This window comes from Marimonas lutisalis (assembly GCF_005434965.1).
GTDB classification, from domain to species: domain Bacteria; phylum Pseudomonadota; class Alphaproteobacteria; order Rhodobacterales; family Rhodobacteraceae; genus Marimonas_A; species Marimonas_A lutisalis.
Window position 1 is genome coordinate 1,574,189 of sequence record NZ_SKCI01000001.1, and the last position, 21,100, is coordinate 1,595,288.

A 21,100-nucleotide genomic window follows, 5' to 3' on the forward strand; every position below is an offset into this window, starting at 1 on the left:
CATGCTGCCCTTCTCCAACCCCGAGCCGGATGCTTTCTTCGTCGGGCGGATCGATCGCCCCGGTATTGGCCCGGCCATTGTCCTGCTGCAAGGCGATCGCGTGCTGGACATCACCAGCCGGGATACCCCTACCCTGCGAGATCTTCTGGAGCGCGAGGACCTGCCCGCCTATCTGCGATCCGCCGGGGGAGAGGATCTGGGCCTGTTGTCGGACCTAATCGCATCCTCCGATATGGCGATCCTGCCGCCCTGCGACCTGCAGGCGGTCAAGGCCAGCGGTGTCACCTTCGCCGAGTCGATGGTCGAGCGTGTGATCGAGGAACAGGCCGCGGGCAACCCGGACCGTGCCGATGCGATCCGCCGCAAGGTGCAGGCAGCCATCGGCGACACGCTGTCGGGGATCGAGCCCGGAAGCGAAAAAGCGATGGAGGTCAAGCGCGTGCTGCAGGCCGAGGGGTTATGGTCGGCCTACCTGGAGGTGGGCATCGGCCCCGATGCGGAAGTGTTCACCAAGTGCCAGCCGATGGCCGCCGTCGGATGGGGCGCCGATGTCGGACTGCATCCGATCTCGACCTGGAACAACCCCGAGCCCGAGATCGTTCTTGCGGTCAATTCCCGCGGCGAAATCAAGGGCGCGACCCTGGGCAATGATGTGAACCTGCGCGATATCGAAGGACGTTCTGCGCTTCTGCTGGGCAAGGCGAAGGACAACAACGCCTCGTGCGCGATCGGGCCATTTCTGCGTGTCTTCGATGATGGCTACGGCATGGCCGACGTGGAACGCGCCGAACTGTGTCTGCGTGTCGAAGGCGAAGACGGGTTCGTACTGGACGGCCATTCCTCGATGACCAAAATCAGCCGCAGGCCCGCCGACATCGTGGCGCAGACCATCGGGCGGCATCACCAGTATCCCGACGGTTTCATGCTTTTCCTCGGCACGCTCTTCGCCCCGGTGCAGGACCGCGACGCGCCCGGACAGGGCTTCACCCACAAAACCGGCGATGTCGTCACCATCACCGAGCCGCGACTGGGCGAGTTGCGCAACACCGTAAAGCTGTCCACGGACTGCCCGGAATGGACCTTCGGCACCGCCGCGCTGATGCGTAATCTAGCCGGTCGGGGGCTGCTTTGAGCGCGAAACGGTTTCTCTCGATCGGCGAGATCATGGTTGAAATGGCGCCCGCGGAAAACGGGCTTTATGCCATGGGGTTCGCCGGGGACACGTTCAACACCGCCTGGTACGCGCGCCGGCTTCTGCCAGAAGACTGGGCCGTCGACTATTTCAGCGCCGTGGGCACCGATGGCGTATCGAGCGACATGATCGACTTCATGGCGCGCGAGGGTGTCGGCACCTCGCTCGTGCGCCGCGTTCCGGACCGCACCGTGGGGCTCTACATGATCCAGCTGAAGGACGGTGAGCGCAGTTTCTCTTATTGGCGCGGACAATCCGCCGCGCGCACATTGGCCGACGATCTGGAAGCGCTAGATCACGCGCTTGCGGGGGCGGAGATCATCTATTTTTCCGGTATCACCCTTGCCATCCTGGACGATACTGCGCGCAATGCATTCTGCGACGCCCTCGCCCGGGCGCGTATGGCGGGCAGCCACATCGCGTTCGACACCAACCTTCGGCCACGGCTTTGGCCCGGACCCGAGGCGATGCGCGCGGGCCTAATGCAAGGCGCAGCGGTGGCCGACACGGTGTTGCCATCGCTGGACGAAGAAGAACTGGCCTTTGGCGACACCCGTGCGGATGACACGATTGCCCGCTATCGCGAGGCCGGGGCCAGTGCCGTGGTCGTGAAAAACGGCCAGCAGACCTGCACCGCCTGGTCTGCGAAGGAGGGAATGGTGCGCCACGCCCCGCCAGCCGTGGCGCGGCCCGTCGACAGCACCGCCGCGGGCGACAGTTTCGGCGCGGCGTTTCTGGCGGCACGGGCGCAGGGGGCCGGTCTGGCCGATGCAGTTGCACAAGCAGCCCGGCTCGCCTCGCAGGTGATCATGACACGCGGGGCGCTCGCCCCTGCTCTATTCGACAAGGGAGACACGACATGAAGGTTCTTATCATCGGTGGTGGCGGCCTGATCGGCCAGAAACTTGCCCGGTCACTGGCCGCGCGTGGCACGCTGCGCGGCGCGGCCATCGACACGCTTGTGCTGGCTGATATCGTCGATCCGGCCCCGGTCGAGGCGTCATGCACGGTCGAAACCACCCGCTGCGACATCGCTGATCCGGCCTCGGTAGCGGCGACGATCGACGCCGATACCGACGTGATCTACCTGCTGGCGGCCATCGTCTCTGCACATGCCGAGGAAGATCTCGACGCCGGGCTGAACATCAACATGATGGGTACGCTCAACGTGCTGCAGCGGTGCCGAGAACTGGGCACGAAGCCGGTGCTGGTCTTTACCTCCTCCATCGCGGTGAATGGCGGCGACGTGCCGCAGCCCTATTCCGACTATACCGCGCTCAACCCGCAGACATCCTATGGCGCGCAAAAGGCCATCGGCGAATTGCTGGTCAACGATTTCTCGCGCCGTGGTCTGATCGACGGGCGCGGCTTCCGCCTGCCGACGATCTCGGTGCGCCCTGGCAAACCGAACCGGGCCGCCTCGGGCTTCATGTCGTCGATCTTCCGCGAACCGCTGCAGGGCCAGAGCGCCAATTGTCCAGTCGATCCCGACTTTAACCACTACTACCTAAGCCCCCGGAAATGCGTGGAAAACCTGATAAAGGGTGCCGAGTTACATGCCGAGGACCTCGGTCAGAACCGCTGCATGGTGATGCCCGGACGGGTCTGGACAATTCAGCAGATGATCGACGCCATGACAGCCGTTGCCGGGCCCGAGCCTGCCACCCGCATTACCTGGGAGAAACAGCCCGAGATCGAGCCGATCCTGAAAGGATGGCGCATGGATGTGCGCGCCGACAAGGCCGAGGCGCTCGGGCTGGAGGCGGATGCAAGCTTCGAAGACAATATCCGCTATTTCCTCGAAGACGACATCGCGCCGGGTGGCGCCTAGTTTACGGGCGTTAAAAGCTCCTGCCCGTCGAGGAAGGCCTGCACGTTTGACAACTGCAGTTCCGCCATGGCCCGGCGCGTTTCGACCGAGCCCGAGCCCTGGTGGGGTTGCAGCACCACGTTGTCGAGCACCAGGAAGCGAGGATCGATATTGGGCTCGTTCAGGAAAACGTCGAGCCCTGCCCCGGCGATCCGCCCGGCCTCGAGCGCGTCCAGAAGCGCGCTTTCATCCACCGTGGTCCCGCGCGAGATGTTTATGACCACACCGCGCGGCCCGAGCGCGTCGATCGCTTCGCGCGTGACATAGCCCTGGGTTTCCGGACCGCCCACCAGGGCGACCACCAGGAAGTCCACCGCCTCGGCCAGCGACACGACATCGTCGTGATAGGTCCAGCCCGGCGTGTCCTTTTCCGACCGGGAGTGATAGTGGATCTCCATCTTGAATGCCGCAAGCCGGTTCGCGATCTCGCGCCCGATACGGCCCAGGCCGACGATTCCCGCAGTCGAGCCCGACACCTTGCGATTAAGCGGAATTTCCCCATCCCGCGCCCAGGCACCCGAGCGCACATGCGCCTCGCCTTTCATCATCGTGCGGCATTGCGCGATCAGCATGGCCACGGCCAGGTCGGCCACGTCATCGTTCAGCACGTCGGGCGTGTTCGTTACCCTGATGTCGCGTGCGCTGGCCGCCGCGACATCGATCGCATCATAGCCCACGCCGTAATTCGCAATCAGGCCCAGCCCGGGCAGCGCGTCCATCGCTCCGCCGCCAAAGGGTTTGTGCCCCTTGAAGGCCACCGCCTTCACGCTGGCGCGCGTTGCTTCGTCCAGCGCCACGATTTCGTCGGGGCCGCTGACATAGACGGCGGGAAAGGCACCCTCCAGCCGCGCGCGCTCCTCGTCGGTGAAGGCTCCGACGATTACAAGTTGCGTCTCACTCATGGCGCGTCCTTTCACAGAAGTTTGCGGATGCGCGACAGCGCTTCCAGTATGTTTTCGGCCGAGTTGGCATAGGAAAAGCGTAGGTATCCCTCGCCCCAGGCGCCAAATGAGGTGCCAGCCACCGTGGCGACGCCGGCCTCATCGAGGAACCGGTCCTGCGCCTCTTTCGCGCTCATCCCCGTGCCCTCGATATTCGGGAAGGCATAGAATGCGCCCGCCGCATCGGCACAGCGCACGCCGGGCAGCGCGTTCAGTTCGCGCACGATGATTTCGCGCCGGGCATCGAATTGGCGCACCATGTCATGCACGGCGTCCTGCGGCCCTTCCAGCGCGGCAATCCCGGCAAACTGAGTTGCCGCGTTCACGCAGGAATGGTCATTGATGCAGAGCCTGGTTACGTGATCGACACAGGCGTCAGGCCAGACGGCATAGCCAAGCCGCCAGCCTGTCATCGCGTAGGTCTTGGACCAGCCATCCAGCATGATCAGCCGGTCGCGGATCTCGGGATATTGCAGCAGGCTGACATGTTCACGCCCTCCGTAGAGCATGTTGGAATAAATCTCGTCCGACATGAGAGCCACATGAGGATGATCCAGCAAGCCCTTGACCAATTTATCGATTTCTTCGCGCGGGGTCACGCCGCCAGTGGGGTTTGCGGGCGAGTTGATGATGATCAGCCTTGTCTTGTCGGTGATCTGGCCCAGCACCTCCTCGGCGGAAAAGGCAAAACCGTTTTCCTCTTTCAGCGCGATCGGCACGGGCGTGGCGCCGCTGTATCTGATCACCGACTCGTAGATCGGGAAACCGGGATTGGGATACATGATCTCGGCGCCGGGTTCTCCAAACATCAGCACGGCGAAAAACATCGTCGGCTTGCCCCCCGGAACCACGACGACATTGTCGGGGTTCACCTCGACCCCATGACGCCGGTGCAGGTCGGCCGAGACCGCCTCACGCAGCGCCGGCAGGCCGTTGGCCGGCGTATAACCGTGATGCCCGTCACGCAGCGCCTTGATCCCGGCCTCGACGATATGGTCGGGGGTTTTGAAGTCGGGCTGGCCGATGCCAAGGTTGATGATGTCGCGGCCCTGCGCGGCCAGCTGCTGTGCCCGTGCGAGCACGACGAAGGCGGATTCCGTGCCCAAACGCGACAGGCTTTCTGCGAATTTCAGTTCCGTCATTCAGAGTTCCCTTTCCGGACTCGGAGCCTGGATATCCGACCTTGGTATACTAGAGCGCCAGGCAAGTTAAAGCCGCCCCGCTCGTGCAGCGCCGAGCCAGTTCAGTGTCTCATCCGTGGGGCGCACGGGCCTGTATTCGGCGCCAAGTGGACGATCCCAACCAAGGCCTTCGAGCACACCGAACAGGTACTCGAAATTCACCTCTCCCTCATCGGGTGGCCCGCGATCGGGGACCGAGGCGAACTGGATATGCCCGATAATGTCGATCAACGCCGCGACCCGGCGGCTCAGGTCGCCCTCCATCACCTGCACGTGGTAGAAGTCGAACATCAGCTTCAGGTTCGGCAGTCCCATGTCCGTGACGATCGCATGCGCCTGGTCCGTTGTTGTCAGGAAGTAGCCCGGCGCGTCGTAACGGTTCAGCGGTTCGATCAGGATGATGATGCCATGCGGCGCGGCCTGAGCGCAGGCATATCGCAGGTTTTCACGAAACGCGGCGTCGGCCGCCGGGCCATCGGCAAATCCGGCCATCACATGCACGGCCCCCGCCCCTACCGCGCGGGCATAGGCAATCGCCTCGTCGATCGCGGCGCGGGCTTCGGCTTCACGCCCCGGCAGCGCGGCCAAACCGTTTTCGCCTGCCGCCACGTTCCCGCGCCGGGTGTTCAGCCCCAGCATCGGCAGGCCGGTCTCCTCCAGGGCTTGGCGCACATCTTTCGCGTCCACGTCATAGGGCCAGTGACATTCGACCGCGTCGAACCCCGCCGCCCCCGCTGCGCGTATGGCATCGGGCAAGGGCCGGTCGGCCCAGAGGAACCCGAGATTTGCAGAAAACTTCATGTGTCCCAGTCCACGTCGAATTTCGTGACAACCGCGCGCACCTGCGCATCGCTCAGCTGCCGTGCGTCTATCCCGCGCATCAGTATGGCGAGCTTCGCGGTCGCTTCCAGCTCTTCGACGGCGTTGCAGGCGGCTTCAGCATCCTTGCCGGCCACCACCGGCCCGTGATTGGCCAGCATCACCGCGCTGCGCCGCCCGGCCAGACCGCGCACGGCCGCCCCCATGGCCGGATCGCCAGGTAAGAAGAACGGCAACAGCTTGACCCGCCCCAGCTGCATGATCGCATAGGGCGTCAGCGGCGGCAGGAAATCATCCTCGTCCACTTCGGGCATCATCGACCAGGCCACCGAATGGGTGGAATGCAGATGCACCACCGCACCCGCCTGTGCACGGGTATCGTAAAACGCCGTGTGCAGCGGCATTTCCTTGGTCGGCGCATCGCCGCCCACGTGTTGCCCCGCGGCATCAAACCGGCTGAGCCGGGCCGGATCCAGGCGGCCGAAGCTGGTGCCCGTAGGCGAGACCAGCAACCCGCCATCCGGTGTGCGCGCCGAGATATTCCCGGTCGAGCCATGTGTCAGGCCGCGATCGAAGAGCGACTTGGCCAGCAGGCAGATCTGCTCGCGCAGGCGGGTTTCTTCGGTCATTGTTCCTCCAGGCAGGACAAGGCATCCGCGAAAAAGCTTTCAGCCCCGAAATTACCCGATTTCAAGGCCAGCGCCAGCTGTGCGCCACCGCTTTCGCAATAGGTCCACGGCACACCCGGTGCGATTTCGGCCCCGATATCCAGCCGTGTCACGCCCAGGGCCTGCGTCACCGCGCCCGAGCTTTCCCCCCCGGCCACGACAAACCGCCGCTTGCCCATGTCACGGGCTGCGACTGCGATAGCCGCGAGCGCCTCTTCGACCACGGCACCGGCGCGGGCGCGTCCCAAAACATCCTGTGCGGCGCGCACGGCGTCGGGTTCGGCCGTGGCATAGAGTAGCGGCGCGGCCTCGGGCGGCTGGGCCGAGAGCCAGTTCAGCGCCTCTCCGATACCTGTTTCGGCCAGGGACAACGGTTCCAGCCGGAAGGCCGGCGCCCGCTGCGCATAGGCCGCAACCTGGGCCCGTGTCATCGCCGAACAACTGCCCGACAGGATGATGGCGCCCGGATCCAGCTTCGGGCGCGCGGGCCGCGCGCCGGGCGCTTTCAGGGTGCCGTCGCGCATCCAAAGCTGTGGCAGGGGCATCGCCACGGCGCTGCCCCCCGTCATCAACGGCATGTCCCGGCACGCCTCTGCGATCACTTCGAGATCTACATCGGCCACCGCATCCACCACCACGTGCGCCACGCCCTCTTTGGCCAGTTGCCGAAGCCTGTCTTGCAGCACCGCGGCCCCCCGGGCCACGGTTAGCCTGTCGGCCAACCCGACGGGGCGCGTCACCTGAGGCGCAAGCAAGCGCATCAGGTTGGAATCCTGCATCGGTGTCAGCGGATGATCTTTCATCGGGCTTTCCGCCAGCGGCTGCCGCCCGACGAACAGGTATCCCATGAAGATCGCCCGTCCGTTCTCGGGAAAGGCCGGGCAATAGATGGTCTGGTTCGCGCCCAAATCCGCCATCAGCGCCTCGGCGACAGGGCCTATGTTGCCCTCGGGTGTCGAATCGAAGGTCGAGCAGTATTTCCAGAAGAACCGCCTGGCGCCCGCGGCCTGGAGCCATTTCAGCGCCGTCCGGCATTCTGTTACCGCCTCCTGCACCGGGCTGGTCCGGCATTTCAACGCGATCACTTCGAAGGGCGCGGCATCCTCGGGCGGGATATCCGGCACGCCAATGCGCAACGAGACCGGAACGCCGCTGCGTGCCAGCAGCCCGGCCAGATCAGTGGCGCCCGTGAAATCGTCCGCGATGGCCCCCAGGAGCGTCGCCATGAGTTCAGCCCTCGCCCGGCAATTTCAGTTGCGCGTTGCGGGCGTAGACCTTGGCGATTGCCGCGTCATCCTCCTGCCCCAGACCCATGCCCGAAGCCGCAGCGAACTGCTGAAGCGCCGCCGCGACCAGGGGCGCGCTGAACCTGGCGCCCCGGGCGATGTCGGTCACGATCCCCAGATCCTTGATCCAGATATCAACGGCGCTGAGCGGGGTGTAGTCGCCCGCAACCACATGCGGCGCGCGGTTTTCCAGCACCCAACTGGTGCCGGCGCATTTCGGAATGACCTCGAGAAACTGTTCCGGGCTCACGCCCTGCGTCATGCCAAAGGTCAGCGCCTCACCCATGGCGGCCAGTTGCACACCGACCAACAGCTGGTTGACCGCCTTCATCGCCGAGCCCGGCCCGGCCGCATCGCCCAGTTCGAACACCGTCGCCGCCATTGCATCGAGCACCGGCCGCGCCTTGTCAAAGGCTTCGGGCGCACCTGCGGCCATCACGGCAAGCGTACCGTCGTTGGCGCGCACCTGCCCTCCGGAAATCGGGGCGTCGAGGTAGAGCAGCTCGGAGTCGCGGCAGCGTGCTTCCATCGCGCGGGCAAATTCGGGGGCGACCGTGGCACAGGATACCACCACGGTACCGGGGTTGAGATGCTGTGCGATACCCTCGGCACCGAACAGGACCGCCTCGGTTTGCGCGGCGTTGACGACCACGACGACAACCACGCTGCATCGGGCGTAGTCCGCCGCGGTTTCGACAACGCCGCCGCCCGCGTCACGGAACCGCGCACAGGCCTCTTCGTTCAGGTCCGCGCCCAAGGTCTGCAGCCCCGCCCGCAAGAGCGACCGCGCAATGCCCATCCCCATCGAGCCCAGCCCGACAACCGCCGCCGTCGTTTCCGCACCCATCGCGTTCCTCCTTTTCGCCCCGCCGGCGCGTGCCGGCCGCTGGCTCCAAGCCCTAGCACGACGCAAAAATATGGTATACCAGAATTTCACCAACCCGGCCGACCGAAACCGATTGTCCAAGGAGACCACGATGCGTGACGTGCTAAGCGGCATTCTGCCCGTCGCCCCGACCCCGTTTCATGACGACGGCAGCCTTGACGTGGCCGGAATGCGCCGGGTGCTCGACTGCATGATCGACCAGGGGGTCGACGCCATTTGCATCCTTGCCAATTACTCCGAGCAGTTCCTGCTGTCGGACGACGAACGCGCGGTGTTGACCAGGGCATGCCTTGAACATGTTGCAGGGCGGGTGCCGGTTATCGTGACCATCAGCCATTTCTCGACGCAGGTCGCCGTTCAACGGGCGCGCGACGCTGCAGAGATGGGCGCAGACATGGTGATGATGATGCCCCCCTATCATGGCGTCGGACTCGTTCCCTCTCCGCAAGGAGTATTCGAGCATTTCGCAGCCGTCTCGGAGGCCGCAGGCATCCCGATCATGGGGCAGGACGCCCCGCTTTCAGGCGTGTCCCTGCCCGTTTCCCTGCTGGCCCGCATGGCACGCGAGATCGAACAGGTCAGTTATTTCAAGATCGAAACCCCCTTTGCCGCCGACAAGCTGGCCGCCCTGATCGAAGCGGGCGGCGCAAGCATCCTCGGGCCGTTTGATGGCGAGGAGGCCGTTACCCTGCTGGCTGATCTCGATGCCGGGTGCACTGGAACGATGACTTCTGCCCTGCAACCAGAGCGGATCAAGCCCATCGTCACGGCGCACATGGCCGGCGATGAGGCGGCCGCCCTGGCGCATTGGCGCGATTGCCTGCCGCTGATCAACCACGAAAACCGGCAATGCGGGCTACGGGCGACCAAGACGGTGATGAAGGAAGGCGGGGTGATCGGCTCGGATCACGTCCGCCATCCGCTCACACCCCTTTCCCCCAGGACCCGCAGCCGCCTGCTGCAACTCGCCCGCGAGCGCGAGCTCGTTGCGCTCAATTGGGGCAAATAAGGCGAAGGCTTCGCGGGCCCGCTTAGCCCAGCACTTCGGCCACGGCGTCCTTGAGCTTGCCTGCGATCTCGTCGGCCTCGTCGCGGGTCAGACAGAACGGCGGCGCGAACCCCAGGATGTCGCCCTCGGGCATCGCGCGCGAGATGATCCCCCGCGACAGCAACGCGGCATTCAGCCTTGCGCCGACGCCCTGGGAAGGATCGAAGAACCTGCGGCTGTCGCGGTCCTCGACGAACTCGACCGCGCATAGCAGGCCCTCGCCGCGCACGTCGCCCACGTTCGCATGGCCGCCCACCGCATCCTGCAACACCTTCTTGAAATAAGCGCCGGTTTCGCCCGCATTCCGGACGAGATCCAGCTCGTCGATGAGCTTGAGGTTCGCCACGCCGGCCGCCGCGCCGATCGGATGGGCGGAATAGGTCCAGCCATGGCCGATCGGGCCGTTTTCGTCGGTGCCCTGCTCCAGCACTTTCCAGACCTTGTCCGACACGATCGAGCCCGACAACGGTGCATAGGCGCTGGTCAGCCCCTTGGCGATGGTGATGATATCGGGCCGGATGCCGTAGTGCTCGGAACCGAACATCGTGCCGAGCCGTCCGAACCCGGTCACCACCTCGTCGGCGATCAGCAGGATATCGTGCTTGTCCAGCACTGCCTGAATCGCTTTCCAGTAGCCCTCGGGGGGCGGGACCAGCCCGCCCGTGCCCAGTGCCGGTTCTCCGATCATTGCGGCGATGGTGTCGGCCCCTTCCCGCTCGATCAGCGCCTCCAGCTCGGCGGCGCAATGGGCGACGAAATCGGATTCGCTCATCGAAAGGTCGTCACGGCGGAAGAAATAGGGCGCCTCGGTGTGCACCACCTGCGACAGCGGCAGATCGAATTTCTTGTGAAAGAGCCCCAGCCCCGTAAGCGAGCCGGTCATCAGCCCCGAGCCGTGATAGCCGCGCCAACGCGAGATTATTTTCTTCTTCTCGGGGCGGCCGAGGATGTTGTTGTAGTACCAGACCAGCTTGATGTTGGTCTCGTTCGCATCCGACCCGGACAGGCCAAAATAGACCTTGCTCATGTGTTCGGGTGCGCGGTCCAGCACCATCTTCGCCAGTGTAATCGACGCCTCGGTGCCGTGTCCGACATAGGCGTGATAATAGGCCAGTTCGCGCGCCTGATCGGCAATGGCCTCGGCGATCTCCGGTCGGCCATAACCCACGTTTACGCAATACAGCCCGGCAAATGCATCCAGAAGGCGGTTGCCGTCACGATCCTCGATATGGCACCCCTTCCCGCCCGCGACCACGCGCTGGGGCACGTTGCCCCGGGCGAACTCGGCCAGGTGGGTCGAGGGGTGAAAGAAGTTCTCGCGGTCCCACGCATCGAGTTGATCGTTTTTCAGCATTGTTGGCTTCCTTTCTCCGCCAGCCGCAATCGCGGCAGGCAACCTTGCATTCCATATCGTCGGGCACACGGGCGCAGTGCGTTCCAGCACAAGTCCCGACTGTTCCGCACCGCCGGGGGGATCGGCACGCCGGTTACCTTCGCGCGCACCCCCTCTAATGCCGAAGCGCAGATGCCACCGTGCCCGAAATCGCGTCCCGCGTCTGCACTGCGCAAGCCGGCAATGCAGCCATATTCGCTGTGACTTCCGCGTGCAATCGCTTCTTCCGGGCCAGCGAAGGGTACATCATGGTATCCGGGTCAAGGGTTCTTTCCGGGAGGATGCCCGTGATTTCAGGCGACATCCGGTACGTGGCGCCCAGCTCCCGGGCTGTGTGCAGGCACGGCACTCGCTCCCTCAAACGAGTCTGCTGATCAATGCACCTTGCGACTCCGGTCCAATGTCGCAGATCAACTGGCCATTTGTGATGACGAAGTAACTCAACCCAATTTCAGGAGGCAGGAAAACAATGAAGAGGATTGTCTTGTCCGTTTCGGCTGCAGCGCTTTCGCTGCAAGTCTGGAACGGCCCGGCGCTTGCCGTGAACGACAATCAACGGCGCGATATCAGGCCGTTACTACACCGATCGCGTGATGCGCCTCATGGCGGGCCAACGTATGAACGTGACCCTTCGAGTGACTGGCACCAACGGGAACGGGAGCGTTTGCTTCAACATTCTTCCGGCGGGCCGGGATTGTGGCGGCCTCTTAACCGGCTCTGCCGATAGTCACAACGCAAGCGTCACGCATTCCCGGGGTAGCAGCTGGGCAACAGCTTGACGTGTTCGAGGCCGGTTATCTGAACGCGCACGGTCTCAGTGGCCCCTTGAACATCCGCGAATCCGCCAGCACGCAATCGGCAATCGTCACACGTGTTCTTGCCGGTACACTGCAGCGCAATGCAGGCTGCGCAAAGCAGGACGATCGCGACGGGTGCGAGATCGAGTGCCTGGACGCCTCCGGAACCCGCGGATGGGCAGCGGCGGAATACCTTCAGCCCGCACCCGCAACCATGCGGGCACAAAATGGCCGGTTCGACAATATCGGACGCTTATCCTGCAGGATCGGAGCAACCCAGGAGGCACAGGACTGCGGATTCGGCATCGCCCGCGATGGAAACCAATCCGCCATTCCCGTCGTTTTCAAACCTGATGGATTCGAACGCGTTGTCCATTTCGCGAACGGTGCGATGTCCTACGCGAAACTCGACGAAACCGATGCTCCGACGCTCATGGAGAGCTCGGTTTCCGACGGTATGATGCATATCCGCATTTCGGACGAACACTACGCCATCGCGGCACATGTCGTGGGCGGCAACGGGCAATAGCCTGCACCCGCCGAGGCCGCGCCCGATGATGACATACCGCCATGCCCCGCGGCCATATTCGAGGAGTGAGAATTCTCGATCCAGAAATGCCTGAACCCCGTTCCGGGTCTTGTCCTGGCTCTCGGCGCATCCGTCACCGGTGCGGGCGAAGACAACGTCGTTGATGCGATGGCGCTGCAACTTGTGCCGAGCAAGGCGGCCAGCGCGGTTTCGGCCGTTCCCGACGAGGGGCGCAAATTGCTGGCGCTGCGAAGCTATTAGCGCTCTGCGAAGACGCTGGAAGAGCGCTGGAGCTGGACCAAGGAAGAAATCGCTGCGTTCCAGGGCTCAGCCGGCACGGACGGGCCCGTGCCATAGACTTCCAAATCATGCAGAACTGCAGAATCTACGCCGGCGCCAATTCCAAGGACATGGAGCCGGTTTCAAACGTAAATGACGCACTTGCATGCCGTGGAAGAGTCGCTATTCAACTAGAAAGAATGGATTGTTTGACCCTAACTGCAATAAATCCGGTCAAGAAAGCCACGCGCCTGAAGGCAGCGTGTATGCCAGCCCGATTAACGCAACTCTTATCTGGCATGAAGCACTCGGCTAGCGCACCGCATTGCGAATGCGGATCGCTTCCTCCTGGTCGAACTCGTTCAGGTACTCGTTGATCTGCGCCAGCTTTTCGCGCGTCTCGGGTATCAGCACGTTTTCCAGGGCCCGTGCGCGGCGGTCGGTATCGCGGTATTCCCTGAGCAACCGGCATACATTCGACTGCCGAAACGCCAATCGAACTGCCAGCGGCACCAACCTGGCTGCTTCTTTGCGCAGGTTCTCTGCGGCCTCGGACAAGTCGGGGCCGTTTTCGACGCGCGGTGCATGCCACTGCAACTCCGGCATATCGAAAATAAGCCCCACGCCAAGAATCGGAGACTGGCGGATGCCGGGCAACTCTCGCAGCGTTTCCAACACCGGATAACGCTGCAAATTCTCAAGACCGTGGCGCGTTATAGCAGCTTTCATGGCGCTGACGGTGCGCGCGATCTGTTCGGAATACTCGTCACGAAGATCAGACCAGGCGCGCAATTCCCGCAAAAGGGTTGCCGCCAGCATCATGCGTTTTTCATCAAGAAAACCGAAGCCCGTTTCGAGGAAGCTTTTTTCTTCGGCAAGGGCCAGCGCCGTGCCGCGTGTCGGGGTTACTTCAACCACTGGCAGTCTCCGCGCGAATATGCGTCGCGATCTGTTCATCCGACAACCGAGACAATTCGACGGGCGGCAGCAGGCTCAAAACGCGCCAGCCAATTTCCATACTCTCTTCCAGTTCCCGAACTCCTGTTTGCTGAACGAACTCGGCCTCGAATCTGTCGCCAAAATCAAGGTAGAGGCGATCGGTTGGCGTCAATCCCTCGCGCCCGACCACGCTGGACAGGATACGCACCTGAGCCGCACGCGCATACGAGGCGAAAAGCTGCTGCGCAAGCGACGGGTGATCAGGGTCGGTAAACCCTTCGCCGATGCCCTGGTCCATCAACCGTGACAAAGAGCTTCGCACCTCGATCGGCGGATAGATCCCGCGATGATCCAGTTCGCGGTCCATGACGACCTGGCCCTCGGTGATGTATCCGGTGATATCCGGGATCGGGTGACTGATATCATCCGCCGGCATGGTCAGGATCGGCAGCTGTGTCACGGTCCCGGGGCGCCCTTCGACCCAGCCGGCGCGCTCATAAATTGTCGCAAGGTCGGAATACATGTATCCCGGATACCCTTTGCGGGAAGGAATTTCGCCATGGCTAGCACTGACCTCGCGCAGTGCCTCGCAATAGTTCGTCATGTCTGTCAGGATGACCAGAACGTGCCGCCCCTCGTCGAATGCCAGATATTCGGCAGCCGTCAGCGCATAGCGCGGAGTGAGAAGGCGTTGCGCCGTCGGTTCACTGGCAAGGTTCAGAAACATCGCCGTATGCTCGAGCGCGCCGCTGTGCTCCATCGCGGCGCGGAAGGATTCGGCACTGTCATGGCTGACACCGATACCGCAGAACACCACCGCAAAATCCTGCCCGTCTTCCTTTAACAACCGGGCCGATTGGGCAATCGACGTCGCCAACTTGTCATGCGGCAGGCCGCCTGCCGAGAAAATGGGCAGCTTTTGCCCCCGTACCAGCGAATTCAATACGTCGATCGCGGACACTCCGGTCAAGATGAAATCCTGCGGCAGTCCACGCTCTGCGGGGTTGATGACCGCCAGATCGATGCGCCGTTCGACCCGGGCGGCGACTGGGGCGCCGCCATCCCGCGGACGGCCCAACCCGTCGAAGATACGCCCCAAGAGCCCGGTTCCAAGTGGCATCAGCATCGGCTCTCCAAGAAAACGGATGCGCGCGTCTTCAATGCCAAGTCCCGTCGTGTCCTCCAGCAATTCAACGACAACCTGATCGCCGTCGATGGCCACCACCCGGCCAATTCTTCCATCGCCACCCGCATGGCTGACCTCGACCGCGTCGCCCAGCCCCACGTTCACGTTGCGGCGCAGAAAAACCAGCGGCCCTTCGATTGCAGTGACAAGATCTTCGGCATGCAGGTCAAACAGCATCGACGTCACTCCTCTTGAGCGTGGCCATCTCGCGTTCCATGTGCGCGATCAGTTCTGCGAAGCGGTCTGCTTCGCCCTCTCCGATCTCTTCGTTCATCCGCGCCATGCGCCGGTAGAACTCGCTGCCGGCAATGTCATCCGGCGAAACCCCTTCTGAAACGGCTTGCTCGGCGGCATCGAAGAACTGGATCAGCGCGCCCAGCATTGCCGTTTGTCGCTCGGGCGAACAGTATCGATCGACCTTGGAGAAGGCCGACTGGCGCAGGAAGGCGTTTCCGACAAGATCCGCGCAGAGCAGCTTGACCTGCTGCTCGGCCGGCAGGGCATCCTTGCCGACGATCCGCGCCATGCGCTCAAGGTTCGCCTGCTCCTCCAGCAAGACCAGCAGCCGCTCGCGCCACGCGCGCCAGTTGGGGTTGCCTTGTTTCGTCCACCATTCGACCAGGTTCGCGGCATCCTCAGAATAGCTCTGCAGCGGATGGATCGCCGGGTAGAACCGTGCCTGCGCCCGCCCCCTGTCAAGCCCCCAGAAGCAGCGAACATATCGCTTGGTGTGGCTTGTCACGGGCTCCGAGAAGTCTCCCGCTGGCGGGCTGACCGCTCCGATCAGCGTAAGCGATGCCTTTTTCCCGGCCAGCGTTTCGACCCGCGCGGCACGTTCATAGAACTCCGACAGCCGCGAACTGAGATAGGCGGGATAACCCGACTCCGAGGGTAGTTCACCCAGCCGTCCCGAAACCTCGCGAAGGGCCTCGGCCCAACGCGAGGTGCTGTCGGCCATCAAGGTGACGTTGTAGCCTTGATCGCGAAAGTACTCGCCCACGGTCACGCCGGTATAGATCGACGCCTCGCGCGCCGCGACGGGCATATTCGACGTATTGGCGATCACCACGGTCCGTTCCATCAGGGGCCGGCCGCTGCGCGGATCCTCCAGCTTTGGAAACTCGTGCAAAACCTCGGCCATTTCGTTGCCGCGCTCGCCACAGCCGACATAGACGATCACATCGGCATCGCACCACTTGGCCAGCGTTTCCTGAAGCACCGTCTTCCCGGTTCCAAAGCCGCCCGGAATAGCGGCTCGCCCTCCGCGCGCCACGGGGAACAGGCTGTCGAGAATGCGCTGACCTGTTACCATCATCTTGTTTGGCGCCAGTCGCCGGCGCACCGGGCGCGGCTGGCGCACCGGCCAATGTTCGATCATCCCGATCTCGCGCTCGGATCCGTCTTCAAGCGCGATCCGTGCGACAACGTCGTTTTCACCGGCACTGCCCGACGCGATCCATCCAAGAACGCCCTCTGGCAGGTCATGCGGGACAAGAACGAACTGCTCTTTTGCCGGGCCTTCGAGCCGCGCGAGACGCTGGCCCGCCTGCACCTTCTCGCCAGCTTCCAGCAGGGGCAGAACGGTGTATTGCACCTCTTCGCCGCCCTGTTGCAACGGCCGCAGCAGACCATCAAAGATATTGCCCAAAAGCCCCGGGCCCAACCTCACCGAAAGAGGCTGCCCGCTACCGATCACCGCATCACCAAATCGCAGGCCCGTCGTTTCCTCATAAACCTGGATGGTGCATTGTCCTGCGCTGACACGCACGACTTCGCCCAGAAGGCCAGCCGGGCCAACCGATACCGCCTCGCCAACGCTCAGCGGCGCGTGCCTGAGGGCCTTGACGACCGGGCCCGATACGGACTCGATCACTGCTGCTGCGGTCATATCTCCAATCACGGCTGCACCTCGTCCATCATTGCCTGCAATTCGGCCTGGAACAGCGCCCGCAGTCTCGTGCTTTCGCGGCACAGGGTCTGGCTTGTCGCATCGATCCAGGCCGTATCTGACCTGATCAACAGGCCCGCCTGTATCGCATCCGACACACACGTCTCGGGTGACACACCGCAAAGTGTTTCGACCTTTTCCAGGATGGCCGAACGCTCGACTTCGGGCCAGTTCCGGGGATGCTCGATCCTCCAGGCACCCAGCATGAGATGTCTCCCGGCCTCCTGCAGCGCCTGGTCGCACCAGGCCACCCTGGCCGCCTGATCTTGCCACAGCGCGTCCAGGGCGGCGCATAGCCGGGCAAGTCCCCGGTCCTGCGCCTTTGCAGCCTGTTGCTGGTGCAGTTGCCGCAATTCGGTATCGATACGCGACATGACCTTCGCTTTTTCGCGCGCCCCGGCACGGCGCAGTTCGGCGATCTCGGCGCGCAGCCTGTCGCGTGCCTGCGCTCGGGCAGCCGTCACGATGGCATTAGCCTCGTCTTGGGCTTCGGCGAGTATCCTATCGCATTCCGCCTGCGCCCCGGAGTCGATCCTGGCCACCAGCCGCCCGGCATTCTCCGACTGCGTTTGCTCGTTCATTTGCCTACATCAATTCCCAGTTCACGCCGCACACGAGCCTCGAGGTCCAAGGCGTCCACCCGACCGGCCAGGTCCGGCAGAAACACGACCAGAGGCTCCTGTGATTTCAGCAATCGTTCGTACAGGGCGACCGGCAAGGACCGCCCGATTTCGGTTGTCGTCAGGATCATCCGCCACTGGCCAAGTGCGTCCGTTACTATCCGCGCGACGTTTTGATCTTCCGCCAGCAGAATGTCGATTCCGGCCAGGCGGAATGCCGTGGCTGTCACCTCGTCCCCGATGAACACGATGTCTTGCATTGAGTCCCTTTGGTTGCCGGACTACACCGTGTTGAGTATCAGCACGGCAACGATCAGGCCGTAGATCGCGATACCTTCGGCAAGACCCACAAAGATCAGCAGGCGCCCCATGAGTTCTGGTTTTTCGGTCATCGACCCAACCGCCGCGCTGCCCACGACGGCCACGGCATAGGCCGCACCGAGGGCGGCCAAGCCGGCCGAAAGCGCTGCGCCGATCATTGCCCAGCCGGCATGATCCGAATTTGACGCAGCCACCGCGCCCCCCCCTTCGGATGCGGCCATTGCGTCGCCGGCCAGAAGGTACCAGGCCCCAACAGCCAGAACTACATTCCACAGAACGAACCAGGACACCGGTGTGGACATTCGTTTCACGTTGCCTCTCCATTTTTCGATTTGAAGTCATGTTCGGGAAAACTCAACGGACGGAACTCCCGCCCGCTGGCATGGAAGAACCGGGTAAAGAACTCGAAAAGCATCAAGCGCGTGATTTGGATTGCCGTCACCAATCCCTCGAGCGCGATGATCAGAATGTTGCCCAGCATCAGGATCACGAGGCCCAGTGCCCCGCCTGCCGCGTCGGCCATCCCGAAAATGGCGGCGGACAACCCGGCATGTGCCAGCGCAAAAGCGCCGACGCGCGAAAACGACACGCTCGAAACAAGAAGCCGCATCAAAGATTCAATGTACTCGCCGAACGCCTTGATCACGGCGGCGGGGCTGAACACGCCATCCGCATCACGCGCCCCGGCGATGGTAAGGGCAAGGCCAAGCGGCACGCCCCAGATTGCCCAGGTCTGAAGGAACGCTGCCAGGGCCGATACGTAAGCCAGCACGATACCGCCATTGGCCATTACCCAAGCCCCCAACCGGTGACGCCATACGGCCTGAACCGCGTCAAGAACAACACCGGCAAGAAGGAACACGATGCCCATTGCCAATGCCACACCCAGCACCGTCAGCGGTTCATTCAGTGGATGCAGCCAAAGCGCCGGCAGGATATCTTCGCGGCTGAACACAGAGCCGAACAACAGGCCGAAAACCATCGCCATGATCCCGCCGGGGACAAGGAGCGCCAGCATGGGGTAGCGACTGCGCCCCCATAACCCGATTGAAAGCAAAACCGCCCCCTGCCCTACGTCTCCGAACATGAAGCCGAACATCAGTGGAGCAATGACCGCGACAACGGGGCTTGGATCCGCTTCGCCGACCCCGGGAATACCCAGCAGACGCGGAAAGAACTCGAACGGCTTCAACCAGGCGGGATTGCTCAGAACCATGGGCGCCTCGCCATCGTCACCCACGGGCGGCAGGTTCAGAACGGCGTCAGCCCCGGCCGCCTCGAGAGCTTCCGCGACCTGTTCACTTTGGTCGGGGTCGATCCAGCCCGTGATGCGCACGGTCCAGTCCGAGCCTTGCAAATGCCTGCTATGGGTATGCAACCAGCGAAACAGGGCGACATGCGCCAAGACATCAGCGATATCCATCGCCTTTGAAATTCGTTCGATGCGTCGCGCCACGTTTCGCTGCGCTTCGGCGTTCTTTGCCGATGCTTCGGCAATCACCTGATGGGCCTCGCGCCCATCCTGCGACAGAAGTGCCGTAGGTGGGCGCACTTCCCGCGCCTGAGCCGCTTCCATTTCGCTGCGCAAGCTCGCCATGTCTTCCGCTGCACCGACGGCTACGAAAAACTCGCCCCGTGGCGACGGATACCTAAGAACCAGCATGCCCCCTGTGGCAGGTTCGATAGTTTCCCCCTCACGCGCCAGGAAAATCGTCCAGAAAAGTATTCCACTCTCCTTTGCCGGCAACCCGGCAAAAGGATAACCGCCGGCCGCTTCTACTAAGTCGCGAAGCAGCTCCAATTCTGCTTTTTCGGTCTCCAGTCGCTGGCTCTCGGCGATCGCGGGTTCTGCGCGCCGCGCCCACAGGCGCAAACAGGACAGAATTCGCCGCAAGAGTTTTGCCGGATCCTCGGATGGGCGCCGCAGGCCTTTCGCCACCTGCGGCCAATAGGCCCCATATTTCTTCTCCAGCGCCGCGAACTCTTCGAAGAAGGAAGCCAGTTGCGGCAGAACGCTCTGCATCCCTTCCAGCGGACGCGCTTCGAGTTCGACGGCTTTGGTCTCGGCCAGCGCCTGCATCACGCCCGCCATATCATCACGCGTTGTGATCACCTCGAACCGCCTGGTTGCACGCGCCCGCAGCATCACGCAGCCCCCGCGAAAACGACACGGTTCACCAGGATGCCGCGCAGTCGCTCGTTATCAAGGATGCCAAGACTCAGGTATGCAAAGACGGATACGGGGCCTGCCCCGTACATTCGGAACACTTTCAGAAAATGCTGTTCCATAGCCTCCCAGGTCCATCCCAGCGTACGGGGTATGGCGTTTCCCGGCGCCGCCTCCGCCCCCAGGAATCGCCCGGTGATCGGTGCCAATGCGGCTGCAAGATCGCCGGGCTTCCGGCAAAGGCTGGCGCGCCGGTCCCATTCCTCGCGCCAATGCAGGGAGACGTCTCGCCATGTCACCGCATCCTCCGTCGCGCCCCGGGCCCTGTCCGTCCCAGCCCCACCGTTGATCGCATGGGCGCCTTCGCGCAGAAACGGCAGCAGGCCGAACCACTCCACAGCCTTGCGCCACGTCTGCGGGCACCAACGCGCGATTTCCTCGACATCGCGCGCAAAGGCCTGTCGCAATACATCCTCCACGACATGCACATCGCTATCGCTGTTGAGCCGGTGCACCCTTTCCGCGATTGGCATGCGGCTGGCCAACTGCAATGCATGGGCGAGATCCGGGCTCGCCTCCAGCTGAACCCACTGCTGTGCGCTCATGCGCGCCGCAAGACGGGCATGCAGCCGGGCCGTGGCATATGAAAATCCCACGGATGCCACTATCCCTGCTGCCCCGTCAGCCTGCGCGCAAGGCGCTCCACCAGCCTGTCGATCTCGCTATCATCGAGTTCTTCGCTCCCAGCGACTATTGTGGACTGATATTCCGCCTCAATCTCCGTACGGGCCAGCTTCAATCCTTTTTTCATGCAAGCGTGCAGCGCCTGGATACGCCTATCCGTGCGCTCGGCTTCGCCACGCGCCGCGGCTTTCGCGCCACCGACGATACGCTCGGCTTCTGCCCGAGCGCGCTCGATCCGGGCGGCCGCCTCTTTCTCGGCCGTGAGCACCTTTCGCAACGCATTCACCTGCGCCTCGCCGGTCTCTCTGCGATCTCGTCCGCTCATGTGAACAACCTTCAGGGATCA

At 63.2% G+C, this 21,100-nt stretch carries 21 protein-coding genes; 5 read left to right on the forward strand and 16 right to left on the reverse strand.

Annotation, left to right across the window (positions count from 1 at the left end):
• Position 1 precedes the first annotated feature (1 nt).
• The 3 genes from E0501_RS07530 to denD are packed head-to-tail and all read left to right on the forward strand — an operon-like array spanning position 2 to position 3,023.
• Positions 2–1,132, forward strand: a complete 1,131-nt coding sequence (locus tag E0501_RS07530; RefSeq protein WP_137700685.1) for a fumarylacetoacetate hydrolase family protein — start codon at positions 2–4, stop codon at positions 1,130–1,132.
• Positions 1,133–1,164: 32 nt separating this feature from the next.
• Positions 1,165–2,055, forward strand: a complete 891-nt coding sequence (locus E0501_RS07535; protein WP_407943404.1) for a sugar kinase — start codon at positions 1,165–1,167, stop codon at positions 2,053–2,055.
• Positions 2,052–3,023, forward strand: a complete 972-nt coding sequence (gene denD / locus E0501_RS07540; protein ID WP_137700687.1) for a D-erythronate dehydrogenase — start codon at positions 2,052–2,054, stop codon at positions 3,021–3,023. The genes E0501_RS07535 and denD overlap by 4 nt, the downstream gene beginning before the upstream one ends.
• Here denD and E0501_RS07545 read toward each other — a convergent pair.
• The 6 genes from E0501_RS07545 to ltnD all read right to left on the reverse strand — a co-directional run bounded on the left by E0501_RS07545 (position 3,020) and on the right by ltnD (position 8,804).
• Positions 3,020–3,964: a 2-hydroxyacid dehydrogenase gene (locus E0501_RS07545; protein WP_137700688.1), complete on the reverse strand. Its 945-nt coding sequence runs from the start codon at positions 3,962–3,964 to the stop codon at positions 3,020–3,022. The two genes, denD and E0501_RS07545, sit on opposite strands and share 4 nt — an antisense overlap.
• An 11-nt stretch (positions 3,965–3,975) precedes the next feature.
• Positions 3,976–5,145 (reverse strand): pyridoxal phosphate-dependent aminotransferase, encoded by a 1,170-nt coding sequence (locus E0501_RS07550; protein WP_137700689.1) that lies wholly within the window; start codon positions 5,143–5,145, stop codon positions 3,976–3,978.
• Between the two features lie 66 nt (positions 5,146–5,211).
• Positions 5,212–5,985, reverse strand: a complete 774-nt coding sequence (locus tag E0501_RS07555) for a hydroxypyruvate isomerase family protein (protein WP_137700690.1) — start codon at positions 5,983–5,985, stop codon at positions 5,212–5,214.
• The gene (gene otnC / locus E0501_RS07560) at positions 5,982–6,632 is read right to left on the reverse strand and encodes a 3-oxo-tetronate 4-phosphate decarboxylase (protein ID WP_137700691.1); all 651 of its coding nucleotides are present in this window, start codon (positions 6,630–6,632) and stop codon (positions 5,982–5,984) included. The genes E0501_RS07555 and otnC overlap by 4 nt, the downstream gene beginning before the upstream one ends.
• Positions 6,629–7,897 carry a 3-oxo-tetronate kinase gene (otnK, locus tag E0501_RS07565; RefSeq protein WP_137700692.1) on the reverse strand — a complete coding sequence of 423 codons (1,269 nt, stop codon included), beginning with the start codon at positions 7,895–7,897 and terminating at the stop codon, positions 6,629–6,631. Before otnK ends, otnC begins: the two co-directional genes overlap by 4 nt.
• A gap of 4 nt (positions 7,898–7,901) precedes the next feature.
• Positions 7,902–8,804 (reverse strand): L-threonate dehydrogenase, encoded by a 903-nt coding sequence (gene ltnD / locus E0501_RS07570; RefSeq protein ID WP_137700693.1) that lies wholly within the window; start codon positions 8,802–8,804, stop codon positions 7,902–7,904.
• Positions 8,805–8,934: 130 nt separating this feature from the next.
• Here ltnD and E0501_RS07575 point away from each other — a divergent pair, with 130 nt between their 5' ends.
• Complete coding sequence (locus E0501_RS07575) at positions 8,935–9,852, forward strand: dihydrodipicolinate synthase family protein (protein WP_137700694.1); 918 nt, start codon at positions 8,935–8,937, stop codon at positions 9,850–9,852.
• A 22-nt stretch (positions 9,853–9,874) separates the two neighbouring features.
• On the opposite strand, the gene E0501_RS07580 is transcribed toward E0501_RS07575, so the two are convergent.
• Positions 9,875–11,245 carry an aspartate aminotransferase family protein gene (locus E0501_RS07580; RefSeq protein WP_137700695.1) on the reverse strand — a complete coding sequence of 457 codons (1,371 nt, stop codon included), beginning with the start codon at positions 11,243–11,245 and terminating at the stop codon, positions 9,875–9,877.
• Between the two features lie 819 nt (positions 11,246–12,064).
• On the opposite strand from E0501_RS07580, the gene E0501_RS07585 reads away from it, so the two are divergent.
• On the forward strand, positions 12,065–12,610 hold the full coding sequence (locus tag E0501_RS07585; protein WP_137700696.1) for an SH3 domain-containing protein: 546 nt from the start codon (positions 12,065–12,067) through the stop codon (positions 12,608–12,610).
• Positions 12,611–13,201: 591 nt separating this feature from the next.
• On the opposite strand, the gene E0501_RS07590 is transcribed toward E0501_RS07585, so the two are convergent.
• From E0501_RS07590 to E0501_RS07630, 9 genes are read right to left on the reverse strand one after another with little or no spacing between them, the layout of a single operon-like run.
• The gene (locus tag E0501_RS07590) at positions 13,202–13,807 is read right to left on the reverse strand and encodes a V-type ATP synthase subunit D (protein ID WP_161594577.1); all 606 of its coding nucleotides are present in this window, start codon (positions 13,805–13,807) and stop codon (positions 13,202–13,204) included.
• Positions 13,800–15,191: a V-type ATP synthase subunit B gene (locus tag E0501_RS07595; protein WP_137700698.1), complete on the reverse strand. Its 1,392-nt coding sequence runs from the start codon at positions 15,189–15,191 to the stop codon at positions 13,800–13,802. The genes E0501_RS07590 and E0501_RS07595 overlap by 8 nt, the downstream gene beginning before the upstream one ends.
• Positions 15,181–16,902 carry a V-type ATP synthase subunit A gene (locus E0501_RS07600; RefSeq protein ID WP_137700699.1) on the reverse strand — a complete coding sequence of 574 codons (1,722 nt, stop codon included), beginning with the start codon at positions 16,900–16,902 and terminating at the stop codon, positions 15,181–15,183. The genes E0501_RS07595 and E0501_RS07600 overlap by 11 nt, the downstream gene beginning before the upstream one ends.
• Positions 16,903–16,910: 8 nt before the next feature.
• The gene (locus E0501_RS07605; RefSeq protein ID WP_137700700.1) at positions 16,911–17,543 is read right to left on the reverse strand and encodes a hypothetical protein; all 633 of its coding nucleotides are present in this window, start codon (positions 17,541–17,543) and stop codon (positions 16,911–16,913) included.
• Positions 17,540–17,842, reverse strand: a complete 303-nt coding sequence (locus tag E0501_RS07610) for a V-type ATP synthase subunit F (protein ID WP_137700701.1) — start codon at positions 17,840–17,842, stop codon at positions 17,540–17,542. Before E0501_RS07610 ends, E0501_RS07605 begins: the two co-directional genes overlap by 4 nt.
• Before the next feature lie 21 nt (positions 17,843–17,863).
• On the reverse strand, positions 17,864–18,205 hold the full coding sequence (locus E0501_RS07615) for an ATP synthase subunit C (protein ID WP_137700702.1): 342 nt from the start codon (positions 18,203–18,205) through the stop codon (positions 17,864–17,866).
• Positions 18,206–18,210: 5 nt separating this feature from the next.
• Positions 18,211–20,049 carry a V-type ATP synthase subunit I gene (locus E0501_RS07620; RefSeq protein WP_235857789.1) on the reverse strand — a complete coding sequence of 613 codons (1,839 nt, stop codon included), beginning with the start codon at positions 20,047–20,049 and terminating at the stop codon, positions 18,211–18,213.
• Positions 20,049–20,675 carry a hypothetical protein gene (locus E0501_RS07625; RefSeq protein WP_137700704.1) on the reverse strand — a complete coding sequence of 209 codons (627 nt, stop codon included), beginning with the start codon at positions 20,673–20,675 and terminating at the stop codon, positions 20,049–20,051. Before E0501_RS07625 ends, E0501_RS07620 begins: the two co-directional genes overlap by 1 nt.
• A 59-nt stretch (positions 20,676–20,734) precedes the next feature.
• A complete protein-coding gene (locus tag E0501_RS07630) occupies positions 20,735–21,079 on the reverse strand; it encodes a hypothetical protein (RefSeq protein ID WP_137700705.1) in 345 nt (114 codons plus the stop codon).
• Between the last annotated feature and the right edge of the window lie 21 nt (positions 21,080–21,100).

Coding starts and splice junctions, on each gene's coding strand:
- E0501_RS07530 (WP_137700685.1), top strand. CDS start 2: ATGCTGCCCTTCTCCAACCCCGAGCCGGATGCTTTCTTCGTCGGGCGG.
- E0501_RS07535 (WP_407943404.1), top strand. CDS start 1,165: ATGGTTGAAATGGCGCCCGCGGAAAACGGGCTTTATGCCATGGGGTTC.
- denD (WP_137700687.1), top strand. CDS start 2,052: ATGAAGGTTCTTATCATCGGTGGTGGCGGCCTGATCGGCCAGAAACTT.
- E0501_RS07545 (WP_137700688.1), bottom strand. CDS start 3,964: ATGAGTGAGACGCAACTTGTAATCGTCGGAGCCTTCACCGACGAGGAG.
- E0501_RS07550 (WP_137700689.1), bottom strand. CDS start 5,145: ATGACGGAACTGAAATTCGCAGAAAGCCTGTCGCGTTTGGGCACGGAA.
- E0501_RS07555 (WP_137700690.1), bottom strand. CDS start 5,985: ATGAAGTTTTCTGCAAATCTCGGGTTCCTCTGGGCCGACCGGCCCTTG.
- otnC (WP_137700691.1), bottom strand. CDS start 6,632: ATGACCGAAGAAACCCGCCTGCGCGAGCAGATCTGCCTGCTGGCCAAG.
- otnK (WP_137700692.1), bottom strand. CDS start 7,897: ATGGCGACGCTCCTGGGGGCCATCGCGGACGATTTCACGGGCGCCACT.
- ltnD (WP_137700693.1), bottom strand. CDS start 8,804: ATGGGTGCGGAAACGACGGCGGCGGTTGTCGGGCTGGGCTCGATGGGG.
- E0501_RS07575 (WP_137700694.1), top strand. CDS start 8,935: ATGCGTGACGTGCTAAGCGGCATTCTGCCCGTCGCCCCGACCCCGTTT.
- E0501_RS07580 (WP_137700695.1), bottom strand. CDS start 11,245: ATGCTGAAAAACGATCAACTCGATGCGTGGGACCGCGAGAACTTCTTT.
- E0501_RS07595 (WP_137700698.1), bottom strand. CDS start 15,191: ATGCTGTTTGACCTGCATGCCGAAGATCTTGTCACTGCAATCGAAGGG.
- E0501_RS07600 (WP_137700699.1), bottom strand. CDS start 16,902: ATGACCGCAGCAGCAGTGATCGAGTCCGTATCGGGCCCGGTCGTCAAG.
- E0501_RS07605 (WP_137700700.1), bottom strand. CDS start 17,543: ATGAACGAGCAAACGCAGTCGGAGAATGCCGGGCGGCTGGTGGCCAGG.
- E0501_RS07610 (WP_137700701.1), bottom strand. CDS start 17,842: ATGCAAGACATCGTGTTCATCGGGGACGAGGTGACAGCCACGGCATTC.
- E0501_RS07615 (WP_137700702.1), bottom strand. CDS start 18,205: ATGTCCACACCGGTGTCCTGGTTCGTTCTGTGGAATGTAGTTCTGGCT.
- E0501_RS07620 (WP_235857789.1), bottom strand. CDS start 20,049: ATGCTGCGGGCGCGTGCAACCAGGCGGTTCGAGGTGATCACAACGCGT.
- E0501_RS07625 (WP_137700704.1), bottom strand. CDS start 20,675: ATGAGCGCACAGCAGTGGGTTCAGCTGGAGGCGAGCCCGGATCTCGCC.
- E0501_RS07630 (WP_137700705.1), bottom strand. CDS start 21,079: ATGAGCGGACGAGATCGCAGAGAGACCGGCGAGGCGCAGGTGAATGCG.